The organism is Blautia coccoides (assembly GCF_034355335.1).
GTDB classification, from domain to species: domain Bacteria; phylum Bacillota; class Clostridia; order Lachnospirales; family Lachnospiraceae; genus Blautia; species Blautia producta.
The window spans coordinates 4,919,930-4,946,368 of the sequence record NZ_CP136422.1; the positions used below are offsets into that span (position 1 = coordinate 4,919,930).

At 46.2% G+C, this 26,439-nt stretch carries 21 protein-coding genes; 6 read left to right on the plus strand and 15 right to left on the minus strand.

All coding sequences use genetic code 11. From position 1 onward, the window contains the following. Positions 1 to 77: 77 nt before the first annotated feature. The 4 genes from BLCOC_RS22145 to ftsH form a co-directional block, all read right to left on the minus strand. A complete protein-coding gene (locus BLCOC_RS22145; RefSeq protein WP_018596901.1) occupies positions 78 to 1,019 on the minus strand; it encodes an ROK family glucokinase in 942 nt (313 codons plus the stop codon). Then, positions 1,019 to 1,963: an HPr(Ser) kinase/phosphatase gene (gene hprK / locus BLCOC_RS22150; protein WP_018596902.1), complete on the minus strand. Its 945-nt coding sequence runs from the start codon at positions 1,961 to 1,963 to the stop codon at positions 1,019 to 1,021. Before hprK ends, BLCOC_RS22145 begins: the two co-directional genes overlap by 1 nt. A 187-nt stretch (positions 1,964 to 2,150) precedes the next feature. Then, a complete protein-coding gene (gene uvrC / locus BLCOC_RS22155) occupies positions 2,151 to 4,028 on the minus strand; it encodes an excinuclease ABC subunit UvrC (RefSeq protein WP_115623379.1) in 1,878 nt (625 codons plus the stop codon). A gap of 133 nt (positions 4,029 to 4,161) precedes the next feature. After that, positions 4,162 to 6,207, minus strand: coding sequence for an ATP-dependent zinc metalloprotease FtsH (ftsH, locus tag BLCOC_RS22160; RefSeq protein ID WP_018596904.1), 2,046 nt, complete (start codon positions 6,205 to 6,207; stop codon positions 4,162 to 4,164). Between the two features lie 240 nt (positions 6,208 to 6,447). On the opposite strand from ftsH, the gene BLCOC_RS22165 reads away from it, so the two are divergent. Continuing rightward, the gene (locus BLCOC_RS22165) at positions 6,448 to 7,923 is read left to right on the plus strand and encodes a DUF1846 domain-containing protein (protein ID WP_018596905.1); all 1,476 of its coding nucleotides are present in this window, start codon (positions 6,448 to 6,450) and stop codon (positions 7,921 to 7,923) included. A 154-nt stretch (positions 7,924 to 8,077) separates the two neighbouring features. Here BLCOC_RS22165 and galE read toward each other — a convergent pair whose 3' ends face one another. From galE to BLCOC_RS22180, 3 genes are all read right to left on the minus strand, one after another. Next, positions 8,078 to 9,094 (minus strand): UDP-glucose 4-epimerase GalE, encoded by a 1,017-nt coding sequence (galE, locus tag BLCOC_RS22170; RefSeq protein ID WP_018596906.1) that lies wholly within the window; start codon positions 9,092 to 9,094, stop codon positions 8,078 to 8,080. A 91-nt stretch (positions 9,095 to 9,185) separates the two neighbouring features. Then, positions 9,186 to 10,292: a phosphotransferase enzyme family protein gene (locus tag BLCOC_RS22175; protein WP_174717625.1), complete on the minus strand. Its 1,107-nt coding sequence runs from the start codon at positions 10,290 to 10,292 to the stop codon at positions 9,186 to 9,188. A gap of 3 nt (positions 10,293 to 10,295) precedes the next feature. Next, entirely contained in the window at positions 10,296 to 11,219 is a 924-nt protein-coding gene (locus tag BLCOC_RS22180; protein ID WP_115625469.1) for a sugar phosphate nucleotidyltransferase, read from the minus strand. Between the two features lie 629 nt (positions 11,220 to 11,848). Here BLCOC_RS22180 and BLCOC_RS22185 point away from each other — a divergent pair. Together BLCOC_RS22185 and nagB are read left to right on the plus strand one after the other, a co-directional pair. After that, positions 11,849 to 12,745, plus strand: coding sequence for an AraC family transcriptional regulator (locus BLCOC_RS22185; RefSeq protein WP_115623380.1), 897 nt, complete (start codon positions 11,849 to 11,851; stop codon positions 12,743 to 12,745). A 108-nt stretch (positions 12,746 to 12,853) separates the two neighbouring features. Continuing rightward, positions 12,854 to 13,582 (plus strand): glucosamine-6-phosphate deaminase, encoded by a 729-nt coding sequence (gene nagB / locus BLCOC_RS22190; RefSeq protein WP_018595612.1) that lies wholly within the window; start codon positions 12,854 to 12,856, stop codon positions 13,580 to 13,582. Positions 13,583 to 13,650: 68 nt separating this feature from the next. Here the strand turns inward: nagB and BLCOC_RS22195 are convergent, their stop codons facing one another. The 7 genes from BLCOC_RS22195 to BLCOC_RS22225 form a co-directional block, all read right to left on the minus strand. After that, positions 13,651 to 14,931, minus strand: a complete 1,281-nt coding sequence (locus BLCOC_RS22195) for an ABC transporter permease (RefSeq protein ID WP_115623381.1) — start codon at positions 14,929 to 14,931, stop codon at positions 13,651 to 13,653. After that, positions 14,928 to 15,824 (minus strand): ABC transporter ATP-binding protein, encoded by an 897-nt coding sequence (locus tag BLCOC_RS22200; RefSeq protein WP_018595614.1) that lies wholly within the window; start codon positions 15,822 to 15,824, stop codon positions 14,928 to 14,930. The genes BLCOC_RS22195 and BLCOC_RS22200 overlap by 4 nt, the downstream gene beginning before the upstream one ends. Before the next feature lie 21 nt (positions 15,825 to 15,845). Further along, positions 15,846 to 16,601 (minus strand): DUF3169 family protein, encoded by a 756-nt coding sequence (locus BLCOC_RS22205; RefSeq protein WP_018595615.1) that lies wholly within the window; start codon positions 16,599 to 16,601, stop codon positions 15,846 to 15,848. Continuing rightward, complete coding sequence (locus BLCOC_RS22210; RefSeq protein WP_018595616.1) at positions 16,594 to 16,806, minus strand: helix-turn-helix transcriptional regulator; 213 nt, start codon at positions 16,804 to 16,806, stop codon at positions 16,594 to 16,596. The genes BLCOC_RS22205 and BLCOC_RS22210 overlap by 8 nt, the downstream gene beginning before the upstream one ends. Positions 16,807 to 16,992: 186 nt before the next feature. Next, positions 16,993 to 17,826 carry a CPBP family intramembrane glutamic endopeptidase gene (locus BLCOC_RS22215; RefSeq protein WP_115623382.1) on the minus strand — a complete coding sequence of 278 codons (834 nt, stop codon included), beginning with the start codon at positions 17,824 to 17,826 and terminating at the stop codon, positions 16,993 to 16,995. 6 nt (positions 17,827 to 17,832) lie between these two features. Beyond that, on the minus strand, positions 17,833 to 19,116 hold the full coding sequence (locus BLCOC_RS22220; RefSeq protein WP_029467940.1) for a glutamate-5-semialdehyde dehydrogenase: 1,284 nt from the start codon (positions 19,114 to 19,116) through the stop codon (positions 17,833 to 17,835). Positions 19,117 to 19,156: 40 nt separating this feature from the next. Further along, the gene (locus tag BLCOC_RS22225; RefSeq protein WP_029467939.1) at positions 19,157 to 19,861 is read right to left on the minus strand and encodes an ABC transporter ATP-binding protein; all 705 of its coding nucleotides are present in this window, start codon (positions 19,859 to 19,861) and stop codon (positions 19,157 to 19,159) included. Positions 19,862 to 20,722: 861 nt separating this feature from the next. On the opposite strand from BLCOC_RS22225, the gene BLCOC_RS22230 reads away from it, so the two are divergent. Next, positions 20,723 to 23,101: a heavy metal translocating P-type ATPase gene (locus BLCOC_RS22230; protein ID WP_115623384.1), complete on the plus strand. Its 2,379-nt coding sequence runs from the start codon at positions 20,723 to 20,725 to the stop codon at positions 23,099 to 23,101. Between the two features lie 79 nt (positions 23,102 to 23,180). On the opposite strand, the gene BLCOC_RS22235 is transcribed toward BLCOC_RS22230, so the two are convergent. After that, positions 23,181 to 23,369 (minus strand): DUF6472 family protein, encoded by a 189-nt coding sequence (locus BLCOC_RS22235; protein WP_026255517.1) that lies wholly within the window; start codon positions 23,367 to 23,369, stop codon positions 23,181 to 23,183. A gap of 216 nt (positions 23,370 to 23,585) precedes the next feature. On the opposite strand from BLCOC_RS22235, the gene trkA reads away from it, so the two are divergent. Both trkA and BLCOC_RS22245 read left to right on the plus strand, forming a co-directional pair. Then, positions 23,586 to 24,947, plus strand: a complete 1,362-nt coding sequence (trkA, locus tag BLCOC_RS22240; protein ID WP_029467937.1) for a Trk system potassium transporter TrkA — start codon at positions 23,586 to 23,588, stop codon at positions 24,945 to 24,947. 15 nt (positions 24,948 to 24,962) lie between these two features. Further along, the gene (locus tag BLCOC_RS22245) at positions 24,963 to 26,405 is read left to right on the plus strand and encodes a TrkH family potassium uptake protein (protein WP_029467936.1); all 1,443 of its coding nucleotides are present in this window, start codon (positions 24,963 to 24,965) and stop codon (positions 26,403 to 26,405) included. The last annotated feature ends 34 nt before the right edge of the window (positions 26,406 to 26,439 follow it).

A 26,439-nucleotide genomic window follows, 5' to 3' on the forward strand; every position in this document is an offset into this window, starting at 1 on the left:
ATAGATGCTGCTCCCTTATTTTGCCCGTAACTGTGTGGTACTGAACCGTTACGGGCATTGTTACCTTTTTTCTTACATTATTTACTCAGGATCAATTTAGCTGCACCGTAAATGCCCGCATCATTGCCCAGAGTTGCCAGCTTGATCTTTGTGTCTTTGCAGGCTGTAAATGCATACTGTCTGTAGTATTTTTCAACACAGTCGATCAAAACCTGTCCGGCCTTGGAAACACCGCCGCCGATCACGATCACATCCGGGTCTGCAACACAGGAAAACACAGCCAGAGCGTTGCCCAGATAACGCGAAAACTGATCCACCACCTGAGCAGCCAGGGCATCTCCCTCTTTATAGGCGTCAAAGACATCCTTTGCGGTCACATTCCCAATACCGCGCAGTACAGACTCATCCTGGCAGGATGCCATAGCACGCCTTGCCAGTCTGGCTATACCCGTTGCTGAAGCATATTGTTCCAGACATCCTTTGTTGCCGCAGTTACAAGCCTCTTCCTCATTTATCTCCACAGATGCATGTCCGATCTCACCGCCGGCTCCGTGAGCGCCTGTCACCATTTTTTCATTAACAATGATACCACCGCCAACACCGGTTCCCAGAGTGACCAGAATCAGGTTTTTAGAGCCTTCTCCTCCGCCCTTCCACATCTCGCCCAGGGCTGCCACATTTGCGTCATTTCCGGCCTTTACCACAAGACCTGTCAAGTCTGCCAGTTCCTTTTCGATATTCTTCCTTCCCCAGTGAAGATTAACTGCACAGGGAATCTCTCCGTTTTCATTTACAGGTCCGGGAATTCCGATTCCCACACCGGTTACATTTTCTTTTTCAATTTTTTTCTCTTCCATCTTCTTCAGAATCGTTTTAGCAATATCCGGAAGAATTTCTTTTCCTTCGTTCTCCACGCGGGTTTTGATCTCCCACTTTTCCTCCACGGTTCCATCTGTCTGAAACAGGGCGCATTTTACACTGGTTCCTCCCAAATCTATTCCAAAACACCATGCAGCCATCAGTCTTCGTCCTCCTCGCTTCTCTTCTTTGCCATATTTTCCTGTACACGGCGGTACAGCTCCTGAGCCGCATTGTAGCCCATCTTTTTCTGTCTGTGGTTGACAGCAGCGGACTCTACAATGACAGCAAGATTTCTGCCTGGTCGGATAGGAAGTGAATGACATACGATCCTGTTGCCTAAAAACTCTGTATATTCCTCTTCCATCCCCAGACGGTCATATTCTCTGTCTTTGTTCCACTCTTCCAGTTTGATGACCAGGTCAATAGACTGGGTGTTCTTCACACTCTCCACACCAAACAGGGTCTTTACATCAATGATCCCGATACCCCGCAGTTCGATGAAATGACGGGTAATATCCGGCGCTGAACCTACCAGGGTCACATCACTGACACGGCGGATTTCCACCACGTCATCGCTGACAAGACGATGTCCTCTTTTGATCAGTTCCAGAGCTGCCTCGCTTTTTCCGATACCGCTCTCACCCATGATCAGCACACCTTCACCATATACATCCACCAAAACACCATGGATAGAGATACAGGGCGCAAGCTGCACATTCAGCCAGCGGATGATCTCAGCCATAAAAGTGGAGGTTGTCTGCTCTGTGACCAGAATAGGTACCTGATATTTCATAGCCAGAGCCAGCATATCCTCATCCGGTTCTGTCATGGTACTGAAGATCACACAGGGAATCTGACTGGAAACAAAACGTTCAAAGGCCTCTATTTTTTTCTCACGCCCCAAATGAAGCAGGTATGTATACTCTACATATCCGATTATCTGTACCCGCTCATTCTCAAAATGCTCCAGATACCCTGTCAGCTGCAATGCTGGACGGTTAATATCCGGGGTGGTGATCCTGTTCTTGGAAATATCAATATCCGGTGTCTTATTATACAGCCTTAGTTCCTGTATCAGCTTTTTCAGTTCTACACCTTTCATATGGCACGCTCTCCTTTTCAACATTCTTCGCAACTGTTCAGAGTCTATATCCTTTCAGCCATGGATTCCGCCTGCCGCAGACATGTTCTCACGATCCACCCCATAAGGTGCGGACCTGCCGGACAGTTGCTGTTCTTCCTATCTAGTTTATCATAAGGCATTTGGAAGTTCAACAAACCTGCCCAAACTATTCCTTTTTTTCTTGTTCCTCATGGAAAAACCGGTACACAGCCTCTGCTGCCCGCTCATTCATGGAGGGAACTGCCTTTAACTCCTCCATGGATGCCTCCTTGATCTTATCCGGTCCCGGGAACTGCTTCATAAGAGCCTTTCTCCTGGCAGGACCTATACCGGGAATATCATCCAGAATAGAATGCACCTGTCCTTTACTTCTGAGAGAACGGTGGAATTCAATGGCGAAACGATGGGCTTCGTCCTGGATCCTGGTGATCAGCTTGAATCCCTCACTGTCTCTGTCTATGGGAATTTCCTTATTGTTAAAATAGAGTCCTCTGGTTCTGTGCTTATCATCTTTTACCATACCACAGACCGGGATCTGCAGATTCAGCTTGCCCAGCACCTCCAGTGCAATGTTCACCTGTCCCCTGCCGCCGTCCATCATGATCAGATCCGGAAAGCGTGTAAAACTGCCAAATTCCTCGTCCAAATTCTCCTTTCTCCTGGCTTCCTGCTCATCCAGGCCGTGGACAAAACGGCGGGTAAGGACTTCCTCCATACTTGCATAGTCATTTGGTCCCTGAACGGATTTGATGCGGAATTTGCGGTAATCACTGCGTTTTGGCTTGCCTTTCTCATATACGATCATGGAGCCAACAGACTGAAACCCACTGATATTTGATATATCGTAGGCTTCTATCCGCTCCATTCCCGGCAGTCCCAGTTTCAGGGCAATCTCTTTGACCGCACCGATGGTTCTGCCTTCTTCACGCTTGATACGCTCTTTGTCCTGGCTGAGGACAAGCTCAGCATTCCTCTGGGCCAGTTCCACCAGTTTTTCCTTTGTTCCCTTCTTTGGTATCCGTATGTGTACTTTTCTTCCCTTTCTCTTTTCCAGCCACTGGGAAATCACTTCACTGTCCTCAATCTCTTCCTGGATCATGATTTCTTTCGGAATAAAAGGTGTTCCCGCGTAAAACTGTTTCAGGAAGCTGGAGATGATCTGTGAACGCAGGTCTTCCTTGTCAACTTTCAAATAAAAGTGATCTCTTCCTATGAGCTTGCCGCCCCGTATAAAAAATACCTGGGCAACGGCATCCTCCCCATCCTGGGCAACGGCAATAACATCCTTGTCCTCCCCGTGCTGGTCTGTGATCTTCTGCCTTTCCCCAATCCGCTTTACACTTTGCATCAGATCCCTGTACTGGGCTGCGTCTTCAAAATTCATCTCCTGAGATGCCGACATCATCTTCTCTTCCAGTTCTTTCAGGATTTCCTTGTGATTGCCGTTAAGGAAATCCAACAGCTTATCCACTTTCTTCCTGTACTCCTCTTTGGAAATATATCCCTGACAGGGCGCATCACACTGGTGGATCTGATGATACAGACAGGGGCGTTCCCTGCCGATATCTTTTGGAAGATTCCTGCTGCATGTTCTGAGCCGGTATAGCTTTGTGGTCAGCTCCACCACGTCTTTTACCGCCATGGCGCTGGAATATGGGCCGTAATAACGGGATTTGTCTTTCTTAACTCTGCGCACGATCTGTATTCGGGGATAATCCTCCCCAACCGTGACTTTGATAAAGGGATATGTCTTATCGTCCTTCAAAAGAATATTATATTTCGGCGTATGTTCTTTTATCAGATTGCACTCCAGAACCAGAGCTTCCAGCTCGGAATCTGTGATGATATATTCAAATCTGGCTATCTGCTCCACCATCTGCTCCTTACGGATTCCCAGATTACGGCTGCCCTGAAAATACTGGCGCACCCTGTTTTTCAGGCTGATGGCCTTGCCTACATAGATAATAGTATCGTCGGCATCGTGCATGATATAGACACCAGGCTTTGCCGGCAGCTTTTTTAGTTCTTCCTCTATGTTAAACATGTATTCCTCCTCACAGTTTCCGGTTATAGAAAATATCTCTTAACCCGGAAATATTAAAGAAAAAGAAGTTACCGCCGCGCGATAACTCCTTTTATTCTATCATATCCTCCTGTCAAAAGGAACAGGTGTACGATTATTTTTTTTCTTCCTCTTCAGCACTGCTGCCTGAAACAGTACGGATGACCGTATCCTGCTCCGGAGACTGGCTCACCGATGCAGCCCCATCCGTCGGAACATTAAGCGTATCCACTGGCACTTCATTTTCTGCCGGAGCCGGCAAGGCTCCATTTTTTTCGCCGATCCGCTTTTTCTCCTCTGGCTCTTTGATTCCCTTGATCTCTCTGAAAATCTTCATGAACTCTTTGCCTGTGATAGTCTCCCGCTGGATCAGGAAATCAGCGATTTTATCAAGGGCTTCCCTGTTGGCACTAAGCAGACGCTTTGCCTCATCATAGGAAACTTTCAGAAGCTTCATCACCTCATGGTCGATCTCTGTCGCAGTAGCATCACCGCAGTTTAAAACCGCACGGCCGTCCAGATACTGGCTCTGCGTATCCGCAAGGCCCATTAATCCGAAACGGTCAGACATACCATACTGGGTTATCATGGCACGGGCCACTTTGGTAGCCTGCTCAATATCATTGGCAGCACCTGTTGTCACTGTATCAAACACGATCTCCTCAGCCGCACGGCCTCCCAGATATCCCACTAGCATGGCTTCCAGTTCTTTTCTGGTATTCAGGAACTTTTCTTCCTCTGGCACATGCATAACATATCCCAAAGCTCCCATGGTACGGGGTACAATGGTTATTTTTTGAACGGGTTCGGAATCCTTCTGGAGGGCACTTACAAGTGCATGCCCTACTTCATGATAGGAGACAATTTTCCGCTCTTCCGCACTGAGGATCCTGTCCTTCTTCTCCTTACCTACCAGAACCACTTCCACAGCTTCCAGCAAATCCTTCTGGGAAACTGCTTTTCTGCCGTTCTTGACAGCCAGAATGGCCGCCTCATTGATCATATTGGCCAGGTCAGAACCTACGGCTCCTGACGTGGCAAGGGCAATGGCCTCCAAATCCACGGTCTCATCCAGAGAAACACTCTTAGCATGTACCTTGAGAATATTTACCCTGCCCTTTAAATCCGGTCTGTCTACAATGACACGCCTGTCAAAACGTCCCGGACGCAGAAGTGCCGGGTCCAATACCTCCGGCCTGTTGGTTGCTGCCAGGATCAGAAGTCCTTTTGATGTATCAAATCCATCCATCTCAGCCAAAAGCTGATTCAATGTCTGTTCACGCTCATCATTGCCGCCGAATCTGGTATCACGTGTCTTACCGATGGCATCCACCTCATCGATAAAAATAATACAGGGGGCATTTTTCTTGGCTTCCTCGAACAGGTCACGCACACGGGAGGCTCCCACACCTACAAACATTTCCACAAAGTCCGAACCGGACAGGGAGAAAAATGGAACGTGGGCTTCTCCGGCTACTGCTTTGGCAAGCAGAGTTTTACCGGTTCCCGGAGGTCCTACCAGGAGAGCGCCTTTCGGAAGCTTTGCCCCGATAGCTGTGTATTTGCCGGGATTGTGAAGGAAATCAACTACCTCCTGGAGTGATTCTTTGGCCTCATCCTGACCGGCCACATCCCGGAAAGTGACCCCTGTCTCCTTCTGCACATAGGCTTTTGCCTTGCTCTTGCCTACGCCGCCCATCATGCCGCCGCCTTTGTTCATTCGGCGGAACATAAAGCTGAACAGGGCCACCATTAAGACAACCGGTATCAGAATGCTCAGAAGGCTGTATATCAGCTCCCCTGCTATATTCGGCTGCTCCTTGTCGAAATCTTTGATGCCTGCTTTTTCAAGCCTTTTGGTAAGTTCGCTCAAATCCTCCATCAGTGTGGTAGTCTTTGTCTGTGCTGCCACTCCTGTACCATGCTTCAGGGTGATGGTAAGTGTGTCGGATTTCAGGACTACACTTTCTACTTCCCCCTTGTCCAGCATGGTGATAAATTCACTGTATTTTATTTTGCTGGAATCTCCTCTGCCTATTTTTGTCATCATATTCATGCAGAGCAGCATGACTATTATACAAATCAGGAGCACCAAAAGGGACTGCTTATTTTGAGGACTTTTTTTGTTTGGGTCCTGGTTTTTATTTTGGTTTTGATCCATCTCTTTCCTCCTATTATTATCTCTTCTATTATACGGATTGAAACTTGATAAATCAATAAGAAGATTATGAAAAAGACGACACATTTATAAAACTTTTGTTAATTTCCCTGTTATTCTGTGTAATCTGAACAAAATGATATATTTTTCCCGTTGCTACTGGAATTTCCTCTGTCTTTTGTAGTATACTATGGAAGGCGACATCACATACCCCAATATTTTGTAGAATAGAGGCATAGAAAAATGAAAATCGGATTTGATAATGACAAGTATTTGTCCATGCAGTCAGAACACATCCGCCAGCGGATCAATCAGTTTGACAACAAACTGTATCTGGAATTCGGCGGAAAGCTTTTTGATGACTACCACGCATCCAGGGTCCTGCCCGGCTTTGCCCCTGACAGTAAGCTGCGCATGCTGATGCAGCTCTCCGACCACGCAGAAATCGTTATCGTTATCAGCGCCGGCGATATTGAAAAAAATAAAGTCCGCGGAGATTTAGGCATTACCTATGATATTGACGTGCTCCGCCTGATAGACTCCTTCAGAGGCAGAGGCTTTTATGTTGGCAGCGTTGTCATCACCCAGTATTCAGGCCAGAACAGCGCCAATAAATACAAAGACAAGCTGGAAAAACTGGGCATCAAGGTTTATCTGCACTATCCTATCGAGGGATATCCAAGTAATATTCCGCTCATTGTAAGCGATGAAGGATACGGCAAAAACCAATACATTGAAACCACCAAACCCCTTGTGGTTGTCACAGCTCCAGGCCCCGGAAGCGGCAAAATGGCAACCTGCCTGTCCCAGCTCTACCATGAGCACAAAAGAGGCGTTCACGCGGGATATGCCAAATTTGAGACTTTCCCGATCTGGAATATTCCCCTGAAGCATCCGGTAAATCTGGCATATGAAGCGGCAACCGCAGACTTAAATGACGTCAACATGATCGACCCCTTCCATCTGGACGCATACGGTGTGACTACTGTCAACTATAACCGTGATGTGGAAATCTTCCCGGTACTCAGTGCCATATTTGAGCGCATTTTCGGACAGTGTCCTTACCAGTCTCCAACGGATATGGGCGTGAATATGGCAGGAAACTGTATCTTTGACGACGAAGTATGCAAAGAAGCATCCAAGCAGGAAATCCTCCGCCGTTACTATCAGGCTATCGACGGCCTTGCTGAGGGCACACGCACACAGGAAGAAGTCTTCAAGCTGGAGCTTCTGATGAAACAGGCCCACATCTCCACAGATGACCGCAAAGTCACCTCAGCAGCACTGATCCGAGCAGAAGTGACAGGTGCTCCCGCCGCGGCTCTGGAACTTGATGACGGGCGTATCATCACAGGAAAAACCTCAGATCTGCTGGGTGCATCCGCTGCACTGCTGCTCAATACCCTGAAGGAACTGGCAGAGATTCCTCATGAGACCCATGTGATCTCACCGGCCTCCATTGAGCCTATTCAGAAGCTTAAGACAGCATACCTTGGCAGCAAAAACCCACGCCTGCACACCGATGAGGTCCTCATTGCTCTTTCGAGTTCCGCCGCAACCAGCGATGTGGCAAAAAAAGCACTGGAACAGCTTCCCAAATTAAAGGGATGCCAGGTACATTCCTCTGTGATGCTTTCCTCTGTGGACAGGACCATTTTCCAGAAGCTGTCCGTACAGCTGACCTGTGAACCCGTCTATGAACACAAAAAATTATATTGATATAATGAAAAAATACACCCCGTTTTGTGAGAACGGGGTGCTTTTTTATCATATTTTTATTATATTCTTTGCCTGTACCTGTTCAGTGCTCTCTCATCTACAGAGAAAAAAGCATACAGAATCACCTCAGACAGGGATTTTTACTTGGCTGCGATCAGTCATCATAGCCATTTGGGTTATTTGACTGCCACTTCCAGGAATCAGCACACATTTCCCTGATTCCGAATTCCGCCTTCCATCCCAGCTCTTTTTCTGCTTTCTCAGCGCTGGAATAGCAGGTTGCGATATCGCCCGCGCGGCGTTCTTTGATCACGTACGGAATTTTCACGCCGGTTGCTTCTTCAAAGTTTTTCACAATATCCAGAACGCTGTAGCCGATCCCGGTTCCCAGATTGTAAACTTTCAGGCCTGCTTTCTCCTCGATCTTCTTCAGAGCCTTCACATGGCCTTTTGCCAGATCCACAACATGTATGTAATCACGCACACCTGTTCCGTCCGGTGTATCATAGTCATTGCCGAACACGCCCAGCTCTTTTAATTTGCCCACAGCTACCTGTGTGATATATGGCATCAGGTTGTTAGGAATACCGTTGGGGTTCTCTCCGATCATGCCGCTCTTATGCGCTCCGATCGGATTGAAGTAACGCAGAAGCACTACATTCCATTCCGGATCAGCTTTCTGGATATCCATAAGGATCTGCTCCAGCATGGATTTTGTCCAGCCATACGGATTGGTACACTGTCCCTTGGGACACTCTTCTGTAATAGGCACAAAAGCCGGATCCCCGTAAACGGTTGCGGAGGATGAGAAAATGATATTTTTTACGCCATGTTTTCTCATGACATCCACCAGAGTCAAGGTTCCTGCAATATTATTCTCATAATATTCCCAGGGTTTCTGTACAGATTCCCCTACTGCTTTAAGCCCTGCAAAATGGATACAGGAATCAATGCTCTCTTTCTCGAAAACAGCGTTCAGCGCATCCCTGTCAAGAATATCTGCCTTATAAAAGGTAACCGGTTTGCCTGTGATCTTCTCCACTCTCTGTAAAGATTTCTCACTGGAGTTACTGAGGTTGTCCAATACCACTACATCATATCCTGCAGTCTGCAGTTCCACTACCGTATGGCTTCCGATATAACCAGCACCGCCTGTCACTAAAATTGCCATTTTAACTCCTCCTTCTAACTATCCTGTTTTAAAACACATTTTCTGTTCATAACTACTTTAACACTTTTTACCTGAAAAGAAAAGAAAAATTTTATCTGTACTTATCCACTATGGCATTCATAGCTGAGAGCTTTCTCTCCATATCCGCAACCAGCTTAAACTGTGTGCGGCATCGGTCCAGATTATGTCCCTCCCGATGTGTCTTGAAGTAGACATCTCCATCCAGATGATCGGCCAGAAAACGCATGCCGCATTCATATGTCATGACCATTGCCCCTATAGGCAGCATGTCCAGCTCCTCATCTGTCAGGCTGCCGGCACAGCCCTCCACAAATCCCTTTGTGTACAGCTCAAACAATTCCATATCACATGAGACCCTGGACAGATCCCTCTCATCCTCATCTGCAGTGCTTGCGCCGAAGCGGATGGAATCCCCGAAATCATTGACTGCCAGTCCCGGCATCACTGTATCCAGGTCGATCACGCAGATGGCCTTTCCTGTCTCGTTATCTATCATGATATTGTTGAGCTTTGTATCATTGTGGGTAACACGAAGAGGCAGCTTCTTCTCAGCCTGCATCTCTCCAAGCACGAAGGCCAGATTCTCCCTCTCCAGTACAAACTGTATTTCTCTCTGCACATCCCCGGCATAACCGCAGGCATCCCGGGCCACAGCCGCTTTGAAATCCTCCAGACGGCTTGCGGTATTATGGAAATTGACAATGGTCTCATGCAGTGTCTCTGCCGGATAATCTGCCAGCATTCCCTGAAAATGGCCGAAGGCAACTGCGCTCTGGTAGAAATCTTCCTTGTTCTCCACCTTGTCATAACAGCTCGCTCCCTCAATGAACAGATACGCCCTCCAGTAATCTCCCGCACAATCTATATAATAAGGCCTTCCGTCTCCGGCTGATATGATATTCAGGGTCTCCCTGTCGGCATCCCCGCCCTTTTCCATGATTTTCTTCCTGAGCCATGATGTGACACCCACAATATTCTCCATCAGCTCCACAGGCTTATGAAAAATACTCTTATTCATCCTTTGGAGGATATATCTCCTCCTGCCCTGTTCTGTCTGGAATTCCAGACGGAAGGTATCATTTATATGGCCGCTGCCGTATGGAATCTCCTCCACCAGCTTTCCCGGAAATGTAAAGTTCTCAATTACCTCTCTGCGTATCAGTTCCTCGCCGCTCACTTGTTATTCCTCCAATAGTTTCTCCGGATAGAGGCCGCTTTCTTTTAATTTTCTGATGGCATCAACTACCACCGGCTTATCCTCTTTATATGTAACACCGTACCATTTATCCATTGATTTGAGAACCTCCACAGTAGCCTTATCCTCAGCCAGAAGCTCACCCACCACTGATGGCAGGAAATATTCGCACTTCATGGGATTGCTCTGCAGGTTTTTCTCAAGGAACAGAGGAAATCTGTCCCTCAGCTCTCTCAGTATGCTGGCCGTAAATCCCCACATATTCATAGACACTGTGCTGCCCTCTGGAATCTCTGTCCAGGTTTTGCCCTCATCCTCTGTGTAGGCAGCACCTTCCGGCCGTTTCTCAATATGGGTCCTCTCATGGATTCCCACAAGATAGTGGTTTTCATCTGTCTCACAGACACCTCTCGCCACATGCCCATTCTCTGTAAGCGTGTTCTCCAGCACATAGCCCACCATGGTATAGCGGTATTTGTCATCATCCTGATGCGTTGTCAGGTAATCATAAATCATACGGAATGCGTGGGCACCGTAGTAGTCATCCGCATTGATCACCGCAAAGGGTGCATCCACTACATCCAGACAGCACAGAACCGCATGCCCCGTTCCCCATGGTTTCACTCTTCCCTCCGGCACAGAAAAACCTTCCGGAATCTTCCCCAGCTCCTGAAATACATATTCCACCTGGATATGCCTGCTCAGACGGTCACCTACCGCCTCTCTGAAATCCTTTTCATTCTCTCTCTTTATGATAAATACTACTTTTTTAAATCCTGCCTTCACTGCATCATAGATGGAAAAATCCATAATGATATGTCCCTGCTCGTCGACGGGATCTATCTGCTTGAGACCGCCATAGCGGCTTCCCATCCCTGCTGCCATAACTACTAATACCGGTTCTTTCATCTTCATTGCTCCTCCTTACGAATGTGTTTGCCTGATGCAGGATGCCATCGCATTCCTGCCTGTTAATCATTATACTACACATCCTTTTATTTCACCACATATAAAGCAATGTAAAGATATTCTTTCATATCAGTTCAGTTTGTATGTATGTTTTTGCTGCTATGAAATAGAAAGGCTGAACGGTAACATTTTTTCGCAGCACTTGTTACTGTCCACAGTATGCTAAAAGTGTAGTTTCTGTACAGTCACAACACTTTTTCTAAGTATAGCATATTTGTACAATTGTTCTTTACACAATTTGATATGTTATTTATCTTAATAAATTCTTAAATTATATTCTTTTGCCGTTTTCACCAAAATTTGACGATTTTTTTATGCATATAACACTATAAATAGAGTATACGTATCTATTTTGACAAAATATATCCTACAGGCAGACATCATTCTTTTACTGGACAGGCAATCTGATTGTACAAATGCGTTTTTTGTTTTGACCTGGTGATATTCCTGATCACAGACAGCGCCCTGCATTTCTTGCTGTTTTTTTTCCGTAATAGTTCAACTGGCAAAACTGTATGGTTTTTCTGAAAAAGTTGTTTTATAATATATTCATGCTATGGAGGTGTCCTATGCCATTTGAGAGTCTTGAATTAAGAGAAGATATCAGTATCTCCAAAGTTGTCACCATACACTATTTTGAATATATGAGTGACTTCAGCTTTCCCGGTGAATCCCATGACTTCTGGGAATTCCTCTGCGTCGACAAAGGCGAAGTGGATATCATAGCCGGTGACAAGCCCCACACACTGAAAAGAGGGCAGATCGCCTTCCACAAACCAAATGAATTTCACAGTCTGAAGGCCAATGGCCGGATCGCTCCGAACCTTGTGGTCATTTCATTTGAATGCAGTGCTCCTGCCATGCAGTATTTTGAAGGGCTGATCACAGATATCAGTGAAACAGCCCGCTATCTCATGGCTCAGATCATCTATGAGGCAAAGCACTGCATCGCTACCCCGCTGGATGATCCGTATACCACCCATATGGAGCGCTGCACAGAGGCAGCCTTCGGTTCAGAACAGCTCATCAAGCTCTATCTGGAACAGCTCCTTATACATCTGGTACGGGAACAGGTAAAAGGGGGCGGCAGCGCGCCGGCTGTAGTCAAATCCATCAAGCAGAAAAATGACGCTATCATTTACAAGCGGATCACTGCTTATCTGGAAGAACATATCCGGGAACATCTCACCATTGAAGAGATCTGCAGGGCAAACCTGATCGGGCGTTCCCAGCTGCAGAAGCTTTTCCGGGAACAGCAGCAGTGCGGCGTGATCGAATATTTCTCCAGGCTCAAAATAGATCTGGCAAAACAGCTCATCCGGGAGAACCACCACAATTTCACGCAGATATCAGACTATCTGGGCTACACTTCCATCCATTATTTTTCCAGGCAGTTTAAAAAACTTTCAGGCATGACCCCATCCGAATATGCCTCATCCATCAAACTGCTTGCCGAAAGGCCATAATTCTGAAACTTCTTTCAGGATTTTATCATTGTTTTACAAGAGTATTCATATTATAATGAAGAAAAAGAGCACGGTGAAATGGGGGCTCGCAATAAAGGAGAATGTGTTATGAAAATCTACAGAACAAAGGACTACGAAGAAATGAGCAAAAAGGCAGCACACATCATTGCTGCTCAGATTGTATTAAAACCTGACTGTGTTCTCGGTCTGGCTACCGGTTCCACACCGGTAGGCACATACAAGAACCTGGTTGAATGGTATAAAAACGGAGATTTGGACTTTTCTGCCCTCTCCTCCTGCAATCTCGACGAATACAGAGGCTTAAGCCCCGAAAATGACCAGAGTTACCGCTATTTCATGAACACTAACCTGTTTGATCACGTAAACATCCGCAAAGACCACACCTTCGTTCCGGACGGACAGGAAGAGAACAGTGACAAAGCCTGCCAGATGTATGAACAGATCATCCATGATCTGGGCGGCATTGACCTGCAGCTTCTGGGTCTTGGACATAACGGACATATCGGCTTCAACGAGCCGGCAGAGGAATTCCCTAAGATCACACATTGTGTTGACCTGACAGAGAGCACGATCCAGGCTAACAAACGCTTCTTTGAAAAGGAATCTGATGTACCGAGACAGGCCTATACCATGGGCATCGGCACCATCATGAGCGCCAAAAAAATCCTTGTAGTGGTAAGCGGTGAAGACAAGGCGGATATCCTCAGCAAAATCATCAACGGTCCTATCACCCCTCAGGTTCCTGCTTCTATTCTGCAGTTACATCCTGATGTGACCATCGTTGCTGATAACGCTGCACTCTCCAAAGTAAAATAATCACCTCTTTTATTTTTAAAAGGGAGCGGCCTGCCGGCTGCTCCCTTTTTCTATCACCTCGTTATTTATCATCTCATTTTTAAAAGTTCTTTCATTTTCAGTTTGTTTCCGTAATGCAGGACTGACGCACTGTATACTCTTATAGACACTGTGGCGATCACAATGATAAAGATAAGAAGAAGTCCCATGGAAATGATCAGATCCCCTGTCTTCATTCCTCCCGTCAGCAAAGTAAATGGAACGGAAAACGGCGCGGAAAACGGAAGATACATGGCAAGCTTAGCAAGAGCGCTGCTTCCGCCTCCTGCAATGGCTGTAAAATATCCCAGATAAAAGCTGCCCAGGCTGATGAACATTACAGGCATCATGGCTGAATTCAAATCCTCCACCTTGCTCACAGCCGCACCGCATACAGAATTCATCACCGCATACAGAGCGTATCCAAGAATAAAATATACCATCAGGATCAAAACATTAAAAGGCGTGATGCTTGAAAAACTGATTGCCACTCCGCTTATATTAAAGTTCTTCGGAACAAACACCGTGTAACAGATCACAGCAAATACTATAATGGCAGCCATCTGTAAAAGTCCCAGAACTCCCATAGCCAGACACTTTCCAATGAGTATTCTGGAAGGTTTTGCAGATACCACCAGGGTCTCCATAACTCTGGAAGTCTTCTCTGACGCCACGGACATAGCGACACCATATCCGTAATAATATACCGCAAAAAACATGATAAAGACTGCAACAATGCCCAGGATGTAGCCTGTAACATCCATATTCCCAACAGATTCATCTGTGTAAGGCAAAGATAAAGTGGATTTGGCAATAGTCTCACTGTCAACACCGCTTTCCTGTAGTATATTCTTCTGCCATATTTTATTGCAGATATCCGATATTTTCTGTGAACTTATTCCCTTCATAAAATTGGCGTTTACGACATGGATAAAGGGGATACCGTCCTTTTCCTCAATGACGATCAGAGAATCTTCCTCATTTTCATTGATATGAGCACGGATGTCTTCCTCCTCCTCTTTTGCAGCAGTCTTAAAATTCCTGTCCATATATACACTTCTCAAAGTGTCCATATCTTTCTCAAAAATGCCGGTCTGGTCGATGAGATAGCAGACAGGTGCGTCTTCATCTGCAGCGATCTGCTCCGAAGCGTTCTCTGTACCCGCATCGGTATTTTTCTCTTCTCCGCCGCCTTTCACTGCGGATATGATACGTGGGGCCAGGCACAGGGCCAGCACCATTATCATAATGATCACGGTTGATACAATAAAGGCTTTCTTTCTGGCAGCCTCTTTTAAAGTGTATGAAAATACGGTTGTTATCTGTTTCATTCCGTCTCCCCTGCCTTTCTGACAAAAATCTCCTGTAACGATGGTTCTCTGATTTCAAACTTATCGGGATAGATTCCGGCATCCAGCATTCGTTTCAGAAACCTGTGTGCCATTTCCTCCTCCTGGAATTTATACTCTGTCTCAACGGCACGCCTTTCAAAGATTTCAAGCCCTTCCTCCCGGGCCATATCCTCCACATCCCCATTGACCGTAACGCACAGATTCGTGCGGCCGAAAGCTGATTTTATTTCTTTTAGATTCCCCTGCAGGATAGTCTTCCCCCTGTTCAGGATCAAAAGATTTTTACAGTATTCTTCCACTGTCTCCATCTGATGTGTACTCAGAATTATGTACTTTCCTTCCTCCACAAGCTCAGACACCAGGTCTCTGAGCATCTTGCCGTTGACAGGGTCCAGTCCGGAAAAAGGTTCATCCAGAAAAACAAGTCTGGGATTATGGATAAGCGCAGAGATAAGCTGTACCTTCTGCTGATTTCCTTTTGAAAGTTTTTCTGCCGGCATATTTTTATATTCCATCACCCCAAGACGTTCCATATAACCCAGAGCTGATTTCTTCGCCGCTTCCCGTTTCATGCCGCGGAGCATTCCGAAATAGATAAGCTGTTCCAGAACCTTTGTCTTCATATAGATACCGCGCTCCTCCGGCAGATAGCCGAAAGCCAGCGTCTCTCTGTTGATCTTTCGCCCATTCCACTGTGCCTTTCCCTCGTCAGCCTCCATGATACCCAGTATTGTCCGGATCGTGGTTGTCTTGCCTGCCCCATTGGTCCCTAGAAGTCCGAATACTCCGGGTGTCTCCATGGAAAAGGAAATGTGGTCAACCGCTGTTTTTTCTCCAAACCGCTTGGTCAGATTTTCCACTACTAAACTCATATACTCCTCCTCGTGTCAAAATCATTTGCATTTTTTATTATAGTTACATATATATAGAACATTCTGGTAAGTCCAGATAATTCCCAGCATGAGGAACGGCAGTACACCGATATCCACAACCACTGAAAGCATCAGTAAAAAAATAAAAATCCCCGAATAAAGCCAATTGGACTTCCTGTATACCACATAAGCGGCTCTGTACATCCTGGCCTTTTCCTGTTCATCACAGCTGTTGTCCCAGTCCCTGGTAAAATGCAGCGACAGTGCGTTGCCTTTCTTTTCAGGATTCATTTTCTTTGAGAATTCCACCAGGATATTCTGAGCAAAGGCTGACCACAGGCTGTAGCTTACAAACAGGATGCACATTATTCCAATATTCCGCATATTCTCTGTTCTGTGAAATATATAGACAATATTCACACCACTGAGTACCATCACAATAGTGGTACAGCACGCTATAACTCCCTGGCAGCGGCTGTTATACCTCTCAATCTCTTCGGCTGCCTCGTCATCCTCTCCATCCCAGGTGCGGCACCTTTTTCTGACTGCCCAGACCATATAGATGTTGACAAGGCTGCCCACAACAGATAGGAAACAAATAACCCAAAAGGCTCCCTGCCCGATCACATCCTCCAGTAAATTGCCAATGCTCTTCACATCTTTGTCATATATCTCCAGAATGACTGCCCCTACTCCGCCAAACAGTGCACTGATCAGAATGACAATAAAAAATTCCAAATACCCCTTTTTCTCTCTTTTATTTTTATTCTTACTCATCCTCGTCCTCCACATACCAAAAAATATCCTCCACAGCCGCATTGCACTCTTTGGCTATTTTTAAAGCCAGAGTGACGGACGGGGAATAGTCTCCTCTCTCAATCAGGCTGATCGTCTGCCGGGACGCACCTACAAGCCGCCCCATTTCCTGCTGGTTGATATCCAGCTTTGCCCTGTATTCCTTCAGGCGGTTGTGCAGCGACATACTCATTCCTCCCTTTGTGACAAAGCTTCTTGTCATTTTGACAACTTTATTTGTCATTGATTATAGCAGATGACAAGGATAGTTGTCAACTGTCTATAAAAAAAGACGGTGTACTTCTGCGATACAGCCTCATAAGGCCAGCAGCCGCAGTCACCGTCTCTCACTGTTTTATTCTATTGATCCACGTTATCTATACAGAAAATCTTCGTTTTTTCTTCTCTCCCATATATACAAGAGCACCAAAATACCTGCACATACCAATGTTCCTATAAATATACCGAACACACTGAAATTTATCACAGACATTACCTGACCGCTGAAATTAATAATAAAATGGCAGAGTATGGATGCCTTCAGGGTACCGTATTTCTTTACAAGCCTTCCCAGGATCAATCCCATCACAAAGGCATAGCACCCCTGTATGAGATTCATATGATAGAAACCAAAAAACAATGCCTGGAGAAAATTCGCAGCCCAGAAGGGAAAGCTTCTTTCCAATATTTTCAGACAAAGCCCGCGCATCAGAAGTTCTTCCGCCAAAGGCGCCATCACAACCACATAAAGCATGGATACGACAGATGGTTTCGCCACTCCCAGACCTTCCATCACTTTCATATACTGTTCCATCAAATGCGGTGCCACCACTGCCAGTATATCCAGAAGACTGCTGACTGCAAACTGGAGGAACAGGGCTGTAAAAAAGATTCCTATGATAGCGCCGGAGTCCAAAGCCGGCTTATACCCTCTCTCCAGATAAACGGCACGCCTGTCTGCCACGATTCTGCGGTACCAGAAGTATCCCACCAGAAAAAAAAGTCCGTAGGATGCTGCACTCACAATATACACATACTGATCCACTGCATACTGAAGAACCGGTGACTGATACACATGAGCCATTGCCATAAACTGGTTCGCCCAAATGATCAGTATCTGTCCTCCCAGTGCTGCAGCAATCTGGATGATATACATTAGGGCGATGGGTGTCAGACTTAGCAGCAATGTCTTTGCTTTTTCTATCATTCCTTGTTATGCCTCCAGGTCTTTAAAATGAAACTGCTTTGTGCCGTCCGCGTACTCTCCCACTGTCTGCCCGCTTCCAAACAGCTTATATTTGTATGTTACCAGTCCCTCCAGACCCACAGGGCCGCGGGCATGGATCTTCCCGGTACTAATGCCTACTTCCGCTCCGAACCCATAGCGGAATCCGTCAGCAAAACGTGTGGAACAATTCTGATAAACACCGGCCGAGTCTACAAGCTGCATAAAAGCAAGAGCAGATTCTCTGTTTTCCGTGATAATACAGTCCGTATGATGGGAGCCGAACCGATTAATGTGTTCCACTGCCTCCTGAACGCTGTCAACCAGTTTCACAGAGATCACCAGATCCAGATATTCTGTGTCGAATGCATCCTCCTCCATCACTTCACATGGGATGATTTCTGCCACTTCTCTGGTTCCTCTCACTTTTACATGATTTTCCTCCAGCGCTTTTTTTAGAACCGGCAGGAACTTCTCTGCGATTTTCCTGTTTACAAGCAGGGTCTCCACAGCGTTGCAGGCAGCCGTATACTGTGTCTTGGCATCCACAATGATGGGGACAGCCTTTTCCTCATCAAAGCATTCATCCACATAGATATGGCACACACCGTCAGCGTGACCCATAACCGGTATTTTCGTATTATTCATAATATACTGGACAAACTGGTTGGAACCTCTGGGAATGAGCAGGTCAACGGTCTCATGGCAGGACAGCAGCTCATCTATTTCATTGTGAAGCTCTGCCTGCAGCATGCATCCCTCTGGAACACCTGCTTTTACGGCTGCCTGATAGATGATCTCGAAGAGAACCCTGTTGGTTCCTGCCGTCTCTTTTCCGCCCTTTAAGATAGCGCAGTTTCCGCTTTTCAGGCAAAGTGAGGATATCTGCACCAGCGCATCCGGCCTGGCCTCAAATATGATACCGATAACGCCTATCGGACATGTCACACGGTATAATTCCAATCCCTCGTCTAATTCTCTGGCAAGCTGCACATTTGAAAGCGGATCCGGTAATTTGATAAGCTCAGCGATCCCTGCGGTCACATCCTGGAGTTTATGATGGTCAAATTTCAGCCTTTTCATCACAGCAGGGGCGATTCCTGCTTTTTTTGCGGCTTCCATGTCCTCGTTGTTTGCTTGGAATATAGCTTCCTGATTGGCGATCAGCGCTGTTCTCACTGCTTCCAACGCAGCATTTCTCTGCTCCTCGCTGAGAGCTGCCATGCGGAAACTATCCTGTTTCATTTTCCTGGTTGCTTCTTTTATATTCATTTTGTATATCCTCCTGATCTGTTAAACAGTTTCCTTTACGTTACCATTCGATTTTGGCCACTGGTATTGGGTGGTCATTTTTTGTTATCTCCGTCACTTTCCCGCTTCTGAAACGAATAACGCGGTCGGCCATAGGCGCCAGCGCGGAGTTATGGGTAATGATAATAACTGTCATATGCTCCTTCCGGCAGGTATCCTGCAAAAGCTGCAGGATTTGTTTCCCTGTATTATAGTCAAGGGCACCTGTAGGTTCATCGCAGAGTAAAAGCTTAGGGTTTTTAGCAATTGCCCTTGCAATGGCTACTCTCTGCTGCTCACCGCCGGAGAGCTGAGCCGGGAAATTGGATGTCCGCTCTGCAAGACCCACCTTACCCAGCACGGTAGCCGGATCAAGAGAATCTCCGCATATTTGAACAGCCAGCTCTACATTCTCAAGGGCTGTGAGGTTGGGAACAAGGTTGTAAAACTGAAATACAAACCCCACTTCATTGCGTCTGTATGTGACTAAATCCTTTGATTTATACCCATTCACATATTTGCCGTCCACAATGACGTTTCCCTCAGTGGCACTGTCCATACCGCCCAGAATATTAAGCGCCGTGGTCTTTCCTGCCCCTGATGCCCCCAAGATCACCGCCAGCTCACCTTTTTCCACAGAAAAACTGGCATCGTCCAAAGCTCTGATCTCCACTTCGTTTTTGCCGCCGTATATTTTTTTCACATGTTGGAATTCTATAAATGACATGCTTCTATCCTTCCTGTAATCTCATAAAAAGCTTCATGCCTGCGGTGTGCAAAAATGAATTTCATACACCCTCCGGCTTCATGATCTGATGTTAGTTCCCATTATATCTCCATTTTGACTGCGCCGCAATCAAGTTTTTTTATATGGAAAGTATTTTTCATTTCTTTTAATTTTTTTCTACATATGTATTGACTTTTTCTCATAAACATATTAATATATGAACAGATATTCATATGTTTAATATACTATATAAACAGGTAAAAAATAGATTTGGAGGAACTGACTATGAAACAGGATAAGAAAAACTCTTCCAGCAGCCGGCAAAGGCATGAAAGAGAAGATGTTCACGGACATCACGATTATATGGAAGCCTGCGGTTGCGGATGTGAACATGAGCATCCGCATAATCATGACGAACATGATCATGAACACAAACACGAGGAATCCTGCGGCTGTGGATGTGAGCATGAACATCCGCATAATCATGACGAACATGACCATGAACACAAACACGAGGAATCCTGCGGCTGTGGATGTGAGCATGAACATCCGCATAATCATGACGAACATGACCATGAACACAAACACGAGGAATCCTGCGGCTGTGGATGCGAGCATGGGCACGCACATAACCATGACGAACATGAGCATCAACACCAGCCAGAGGAACCTTGCGGCTGTGGATGCGAACATGGGCATCCACATAATCATAACGAACATGACCATGTGGGGCATGATCATGGGCACGGGGTATCCCATCATACGGAAGGGCATCCGTCTGACTGTCAGTGTGAATTGTGTCATCCTCACGAGGGATACTGTGATATCTGTGGTGAGAGCCTTGCAAACTGCAAGTGCCATATGCCTGACGCTGACTGTGAAAAGAAAGTTTATATCCTGAAAAATTTAGGCTGTGCAAACTGCGCTGCCAAGATGGAGGCAAAAATCAAAGAACTTCCGGGCGTGGAATACGCTTCTATTACGTTTGCCACCAACCAGCTCAGACTCTCAGCCAGAGACCACGCCTCTTTGCTTCCGCGGATTCAGGAAATCTGTACTTCCATTGAATCTCAGGTTGAGGTAGTGCCCCGTTTCAAAATGCCGGGTTCATTTATCACAAAAACATATTTGATCGATAACCTCAGCTGTGCACACTGCGCATCCAAAATGGAGGAAAAGATCAATGCCCTCCCCGATGTTTCCAATGCCACCCTTACTTTTGCCACACACCAGCTCCGTATCACTGCCAAACGTGACCCTGATATTCTGCTGGATCAGATTCGGAAAATCTGTACAGACATTGAAAACGATGTAAAGATCAAACCAAAGGATACCACTCCCAAAAGTACAGATACACTTCCTATACAGGATGTTGTACCAGCCACAAGAATACTCTCACAGGATACGAAAACCATTCTTGCGCTTTGTATAGGTGCAGCTCTGTTCATTGCCGGGGAAGTGTTGGAAAAAATGGGGATGGAGATTCCCTCCCTTGTGGTACTTCTGTCAGCCTATGTTCTGCTTGGCGGAAGGATCGTACTCACTGCACTGCGCAACCTGACAAAAGGCCATGTATTTGATGAAAACTTTCTGATGAGTGTTGCTACGATCGGTGCCATTGTGATACAGGAATATCCGGAAGCAGTGGGCGTAATGCTGTTCTACCGCATAGGTGAATACTTCGAGCATAAAGCTGTTGAGAGAAGCCGCTCACAGATCATGGATGCCGTTGATATGAGGCCGGAAACCGTCACCTTGGTGATCGGTGACGATACTAAGACCATAGCTGCTCAGGATGCCGTAGTGGGAGATATTATCCTCATCCGTCCAGGTGACAGAATCCCATTGGACGGTGTAGTGATCGAAGGTGAAAGCCGTATTGACACTTCCCCGGTTACAGGCGAACCTGTACCTGTCAAAGCAGGTTTTGGTGATGAATTGACCTCCGGCTGTGTCAACACTTCCGGACTTTTAAAGGTGCGTGTTGAAAAGGTACTGGAGGAATCCATGGTAACACGTATTCTGGATTCTGTGGAAAATGCCGCTGCCAGCAAACCTAAAATTGACCGTTTTATTACACGTTTTGCAAGAATTTACACTCCGTTTGTGGTATTTCTCGCACTGGCAACCGCAGTGATCCCCTCCCTGATAACAGGCGACTGGAATCACTGGATCTATACAGCGCTTACTTTCCTGGTCATCAGTTGTCCCTGCGCACTGGTTTTAAGTGTTCCCCTTGCATTTTTCTCCGGCATCGGGGCCGGCTCCAAAAGGGGTATCCTTTTCAAAGGCGGCGTCTCCCTGGAAGCAATGAAAAATGTAAACGCAGTTATCATGGATAAGACAGGAACCCTGACTGAAGGAAATTTTGTCCTGCAGACAGCTATCCCTGCCGGCGGCATGGACGCAGACTCCCTGCTGGAACTCTGTGCCGCATGTGAATCCACCTCTTCCCATCCCATTGCAAACAGTATCGTCACTGCCGCGCAGGGAAAAGGTATGGAAGTGAAACGTCCTGATTCTGTTGAGGAGATCGCCGGCTGCGGTATCCATGCAGTCATTAATGGTTCGGACATTCTCTGCGGCAACCGCAGGCTGATGGAAAAATTCCATATATCTATGGACAGTGTCACCACAGACGGCCTTGGCGCGGAAGTATTTACAGCAAAAGACGGAAATTATATCGGTTGTCTCGTCATTGCCGATACTCTGAAAGAGGATGCAAAATCTGCGGTAAGAAAAATAAAAGATATGGGGATCACTCCCGCCATGCTCACAGGTGACGCTCAGGAAACCGCTCAGGCGGTTGCAGAAGCAGCAGGCATTGATGAAGTACGCGCCCGTCTCCTGCCCCAGGATAAGCTGAACGAACTCATACGCCTCCGCAGCACTTACGGCTCTGTAATGTTTGTAGGCGATGGTATCAATGATGCCCCTGTACTGGCAGGCGCAGATGTGGGTGCCGCCATGGGAAGCGGAGCAGATGCTGCTATAGAAGCTGCAGATGTGGTATTTATGAACTCTTCCATGGAGGCTGTTCCTCAGGCGCTGTCCATTGCAAGGGCCACCAGCCGCATTTCCTGGCAGAACGTTATCTTTGCTCTGATCATCAAGGTTTTAGTTATGGTACTCGGCCTGTTCGGATTTGCCTCCATGTGGATGGCTGTTTTCGCTGACACCGGCGTAGCCATTCTTTGTGTACTGAATTCTATCCGTATTCTCTACAGAAAAAACCTGTAATACGGCAGCGACATTTCCCGCTGCTGATCAAGAGAGGCTGTGCCCCGGCTGAATATCCAGCCGGGGCACAGCCTCTCTTTTACATCTGCTTTCTCACAATTTTATATTCATCATTCATCTGAAAGTATGGACAATTCCTAAATGTATTGCTCATGAACCTGCTCATCTCATCTTCATCCAAATCCACGTCACAGCTGTAATATCCGTATTCTTCATCATAGATGTAATTACTGCAGTATTCGCAGTTGGCTGCTTTCTTTTTCTCCATATTCTGCTCCCTTTCCATTTCTTTTGAGTTATGTATAGCAGAATCTTTTCTTTTTGTCAAATTTCACTATATTTTCCCCATAAAAAACAGAAAAATTTATAATTCTATGATTTAAAAAACCTGCAAGTGGTGTTATAATGATTGGACGATATCCCTTAATAAAATCTTTATATCAGGTATATTTTTTTTATACAATTTTAATCTCTGGAGGAAGTTATGAATATCATCATTTTAGGCAGCGGTAAAGTGGGCCGTACCCTTGCCGAACAACTCAGCAATGAAGGGCACAATATAGTTATGGTGGATATAATCGCCAAAAAGGTCCAGGACATCTCTGAAGATGCAGACATTATGGGGGTACTGGGCAATGCATCCAGTATCAATACCCTGCTGGATGCCGGCATTGAGACAGCCGATATCCTGATCGCTGTAACAGGTTCTGACGAACTGAATCTTCTCTGCTGCCTGATCGCCAAAAAAGTCAGCAAATGTCACACAATTGCCAGGGTGCGAAACCCCGTATACGGCAAAGAGATTGGATTTATCAAAGAGCGTCTCGGCATTTCCATGATCATCAACCCGGAACAGGCTGCCGCAATTGAAATTTCCAGGCTTCTGCGTTTTCCCTCTGCTATCAAAATTGATACATTTGCCAAAGGCAGGGTGGAGCTTTTGAAATTCAAGGTAAAGCCTGAATTTCATCTGGACCAGATGACTGTCATGGAGGTAGCGGAGCGCTACAAAAACAGTATCCTCATATGTGCCGTGGAACGGGGAGATGAGGTATACATTCCCTCCGGTAATTTTGTATTAAAAGACAACGATATTATCTCTATCATTGCCTCCCCTGTGAATTCTGCGCTTTTCTTCAAGAGAATCGGAATCCATACACATCAGGTTAAAAGCACCATGATCGTAGGCGGCAGTACCCTTTCCTATTACCTGGCCAAGCTTCTGCTGGCTATGAAAATCCGGGTATTGATCGTAGAAGCCAATAAAGACCGCTGTGAACAGTTAAGTGAACTCCTTCCGGATGCCACCATAATCAACGGTGACGGTACCGATAAAAATCTCTTACTCGAAGAAGGGCTGTCACGTGTGGAATCCTTTGTCACACTTACCAATCTGGATGAGGAGAACATTCTGCTGGCCCTGTTTGCCAAAAAGAACAGCAATGCCAAACTGGTTTCTAAGGTAAACCGCATTGCCTTTGATGATATCATTGAAGGACTGGACATCGGAAGTGTTATATATCCCAAGTATCTGACTGCTGACTACATTCTGCAGTATGTGCGCGCCATGCAGAACAGTATTGGCAGTAATGTGGAAACCCTTTACCAGATTTTGGACAACAAAGCGGAAGCTCTGGAGTTTTCTGTGCATGAGGACTGCCCGTTTTTAAATACTCCTCTGGCAGACCTGGATATTCGGAACAATCTGCTGATCACCTGTATCAACAGAAACGGAAAGATCACCATTCCCCGCGGGCAGGACAGCATTCAGCTGGGAGATACTGTGATCGTTGTAACCACGGTAAAAGGACTGCACGACATTAAAGATATACTGAAAAATAAATAATTTACGAGGGATGAAATGAATTACTCTATTATTTCCTACATTATAGGATGGATATTAAATTTTGAGGCTCTGTTTATGCTCCTTCCCTGTATTGTCGCCATGATATACAAGGAATCCAGCGGCTGGGCATTTGTGCTCGCTATACTTCTGTGCCTCCTCTTTGGCATACCTCTGACCCAGAGAAAACCAAAGAACAAAATTTTTTACACAAAAGAAGGTTTTGTCACTGTGGCACTGAGCTGGATCGTGCTCAGTATCATGGGAGCGCTGCCGTTTATATTCAGCGGCTCCATTCCCAATGTTATTGATGCTGTTTTTGAAACAGTTTCCGGCTTTACCACCACCGGTGCCAGTATCCTGCCGGAAGTGGAATCCCTTTCCCACTGTATCCTGTTCTGGCGTAGTTTTACCCACTGGATCGGCGGTATGGGTGTGCTTGTATTTCTGCTCTCCCTGCTTCCCCTGACAGGCGGTGGGTATCACATGAACCTTATGAAAGCGGAAAGTCCTGGGCCTTCTGTCAGCAAGCTGGTGCCAAAAGTGCAGTCTACAGCCAAAATCCTGTACGGCATTTATCTGGCACTGACTCTTCTGGAGATTGTATTCCTGCTCTGCGGAGGCATGCCTGTGTTCGACGCACTGACCACAGCCTTTGGAACTGCAGGTACCGGTGGATTTGGTATTAAAAATGACAGCATTGCCAGTTATTCCACTTATATCCAGGTGGTTGTCACAGTATTCATGATACTATTCGGAGTCAACTTCAGCGCCTACTTCCTGATCCTCAGCGGCAGACTGAAACAGGCTCTCCATATTGAGGAGATACGCTGGTATCTGGCCATCATTGCTATAGCCATAATCACGATCACTTTCAATGTATATCACATTTACGGCAGTATCAGTGAATCGCTGCAGCAGGTATCATTCCAGGTGGCATCTATTATCACGACGACCGGATTTGCCACCACGGACTTTAACTCGTGGCCGGAAATGTCCAGAACAATTCTGGTCATCCTCATGTTCGTGGGAGCCTGTGCGGGCAGTACCGGCGGCGGCGTCAAGGTCTCACGATTTGTCATCCTGATGAAAACCATCCGTAAGGAACTACGCCAGTATCTTCACCCGCGCAGCATCAAAAAAATAAAAATGGATGAGAAACTGGTCGAGCATGAAGTGGTGCGTTCCACCAATGTATTCATGATCGCCTATGTACTGGTATTTGCATTTTCTGCACTGCTCATAAGCTTTGACAATCATGACCTGATAACCAATTTCACCAGTGTAGCCGCCACTTTGAACAACATTGGACCGGGTCTTGAACTTGTGGGTCCAACCCAGAATTTCTCCATATTCTCCGGCGGCGCTAAATTAATCCTGATCTTTGATATGCTTGCAGGTAGGCTCGAATTATTCCCTATTCTCCTGTTATTTACCAGAGATACCTGGAAAAAATTCTAAAAAGGTATATTTCTTGTTGATCATCACATAAACA

Coding starts and splice junctions, on each gene's coding strand:
- BLCOC_RS22210 (WP_018595616.1), bottom strand. CDS start 16,806: ATGTCGCTGCACAACCGCCTGAAGGAATACAGGGCAAAGCTGGATATC.
- BLCOC_RS22235 (WP_026255517.1), bottom strand. CDS start 23,369: ATGGAGAAAAAGAAAGCAGCCAACTGCGAATACTGCAGTAATTACATC.
- trkA (WP_029467937.1), top strand. CDS start 23,586: ATGAATATCATCATTTTAGGCAGCGGTAAAGTGGGCCGTACCCTTGCC.
- hprK (WP_018596902.1), bottom strand. CDS start 1,963: ATGAAAGGTGTAGAACTGAAAAAGCTGATACAGGAACTAAGGCTGTAT.
- galE (WP_018596906.1), bottom strand. CDS start 9,094: ATGGCAATTTTAGTGACAGGCGGTGCTGGTTATATCGGAAGCCATACG.
- BLCOC_RS22200 (WP_018595614.1), bottom strand. CDS start 15,824: ATGAGTTTAGTAGTGGAAAATCTGACCAAGCGGTTTGGAGAAAAAACA.
- BLCOC_RS22215 (WP_115623382.1), bottom strand. CDS start 17,826: ATGATAGAAAAAGCAAAGACATTGCTGCTAAGTCTGACACCCATCGCC.
- BLCOC_RS22220 (WP_029467940.1), bottom strand. CDS start 19,116: ATGAATATAAAAGAAGCAACCAGGAAAATGAAACAGGATAGTTTCCGC.
- BLCOC_RS22245 (WP_029467936.1), top strand. CDS start 24,963: ATGAATTACTCTATTATTTCCTACATTATAGGATGGATATTAAATTTT.
- BLCOC_RS22225 (WP_029467939.1), bottom strand. CDS start 19,861: ATGTCATTTATAGAATTCCAACATGTGAAAAAAATATACGGCGGCAAA.
- BLCOC_RS22165 (WP_018596905.1), top strand. CDS start 6,448: ATGAAAATCGGATTTGATAATGACAAGTATTTGTCCATGCAGTCAGAA.
- BLCOC_RS22185 (WP_115623380.1), top strand. CDS start 11,849: ATGCCATTTGAGAGTCTTGAATTAAGAGAAGATATCAGTATCTCCAAA.
- BLCOC_RS22180 (WP_115625469.1), bottom strand. CDS start 11,219: ATGAAAGAACCGGTATTAGTAGTTATGGCAGCAGGGATGGGAAGCCGC.
- BLCOC_RS22230 (WP_115623384.1), top strand. CDS start 20,723: ATGCCTGACGCTGACTGTGAAAAGAAAGTTTATATCCTGAAAAATTTA.
- BLCOC_RS22145 (WP_018596901.1), bottom strand. CDS start 1,019: ATGGCTGCATGGTGTTTTGGAATAGATTTGGGAGGAACCAGTGTAAAA.
- BLCOC_RS22195 (WP_115623381.1), bottom strand. CDS start 14,931: ATGAAACAGATAACAACCGTATTTTCATACACTTTAAAAGAGGCTGCC.
- uvrC (WP_115623379.1), bottom strand. CDS start 4,028: ATGTTTAACATAGAGGAAGAACTAAAAAAGCTGCCGGCAAAGCCTGGT.
- nagB (WP_018595612.1), top strand. CDS start 12,854: ATGAAAATCTACAGAACAAAGGACTACGAAGAAATGAGCAAAAAGGCA.
- BLCOC_RS22205 (WP_018595615.1), bottom strand. CDS start 16,601: ATGAGTAAGAATAAAAATAAAAGAGAGAAAAAGGGGTATTTGGAATTT.
- ftsH (WP_018596904.1), bottom strand. CDS start 6,207: ATGGATCAAAACCAAAATAAAAACCAGGACCCAAACAAAAAAAGTCCT.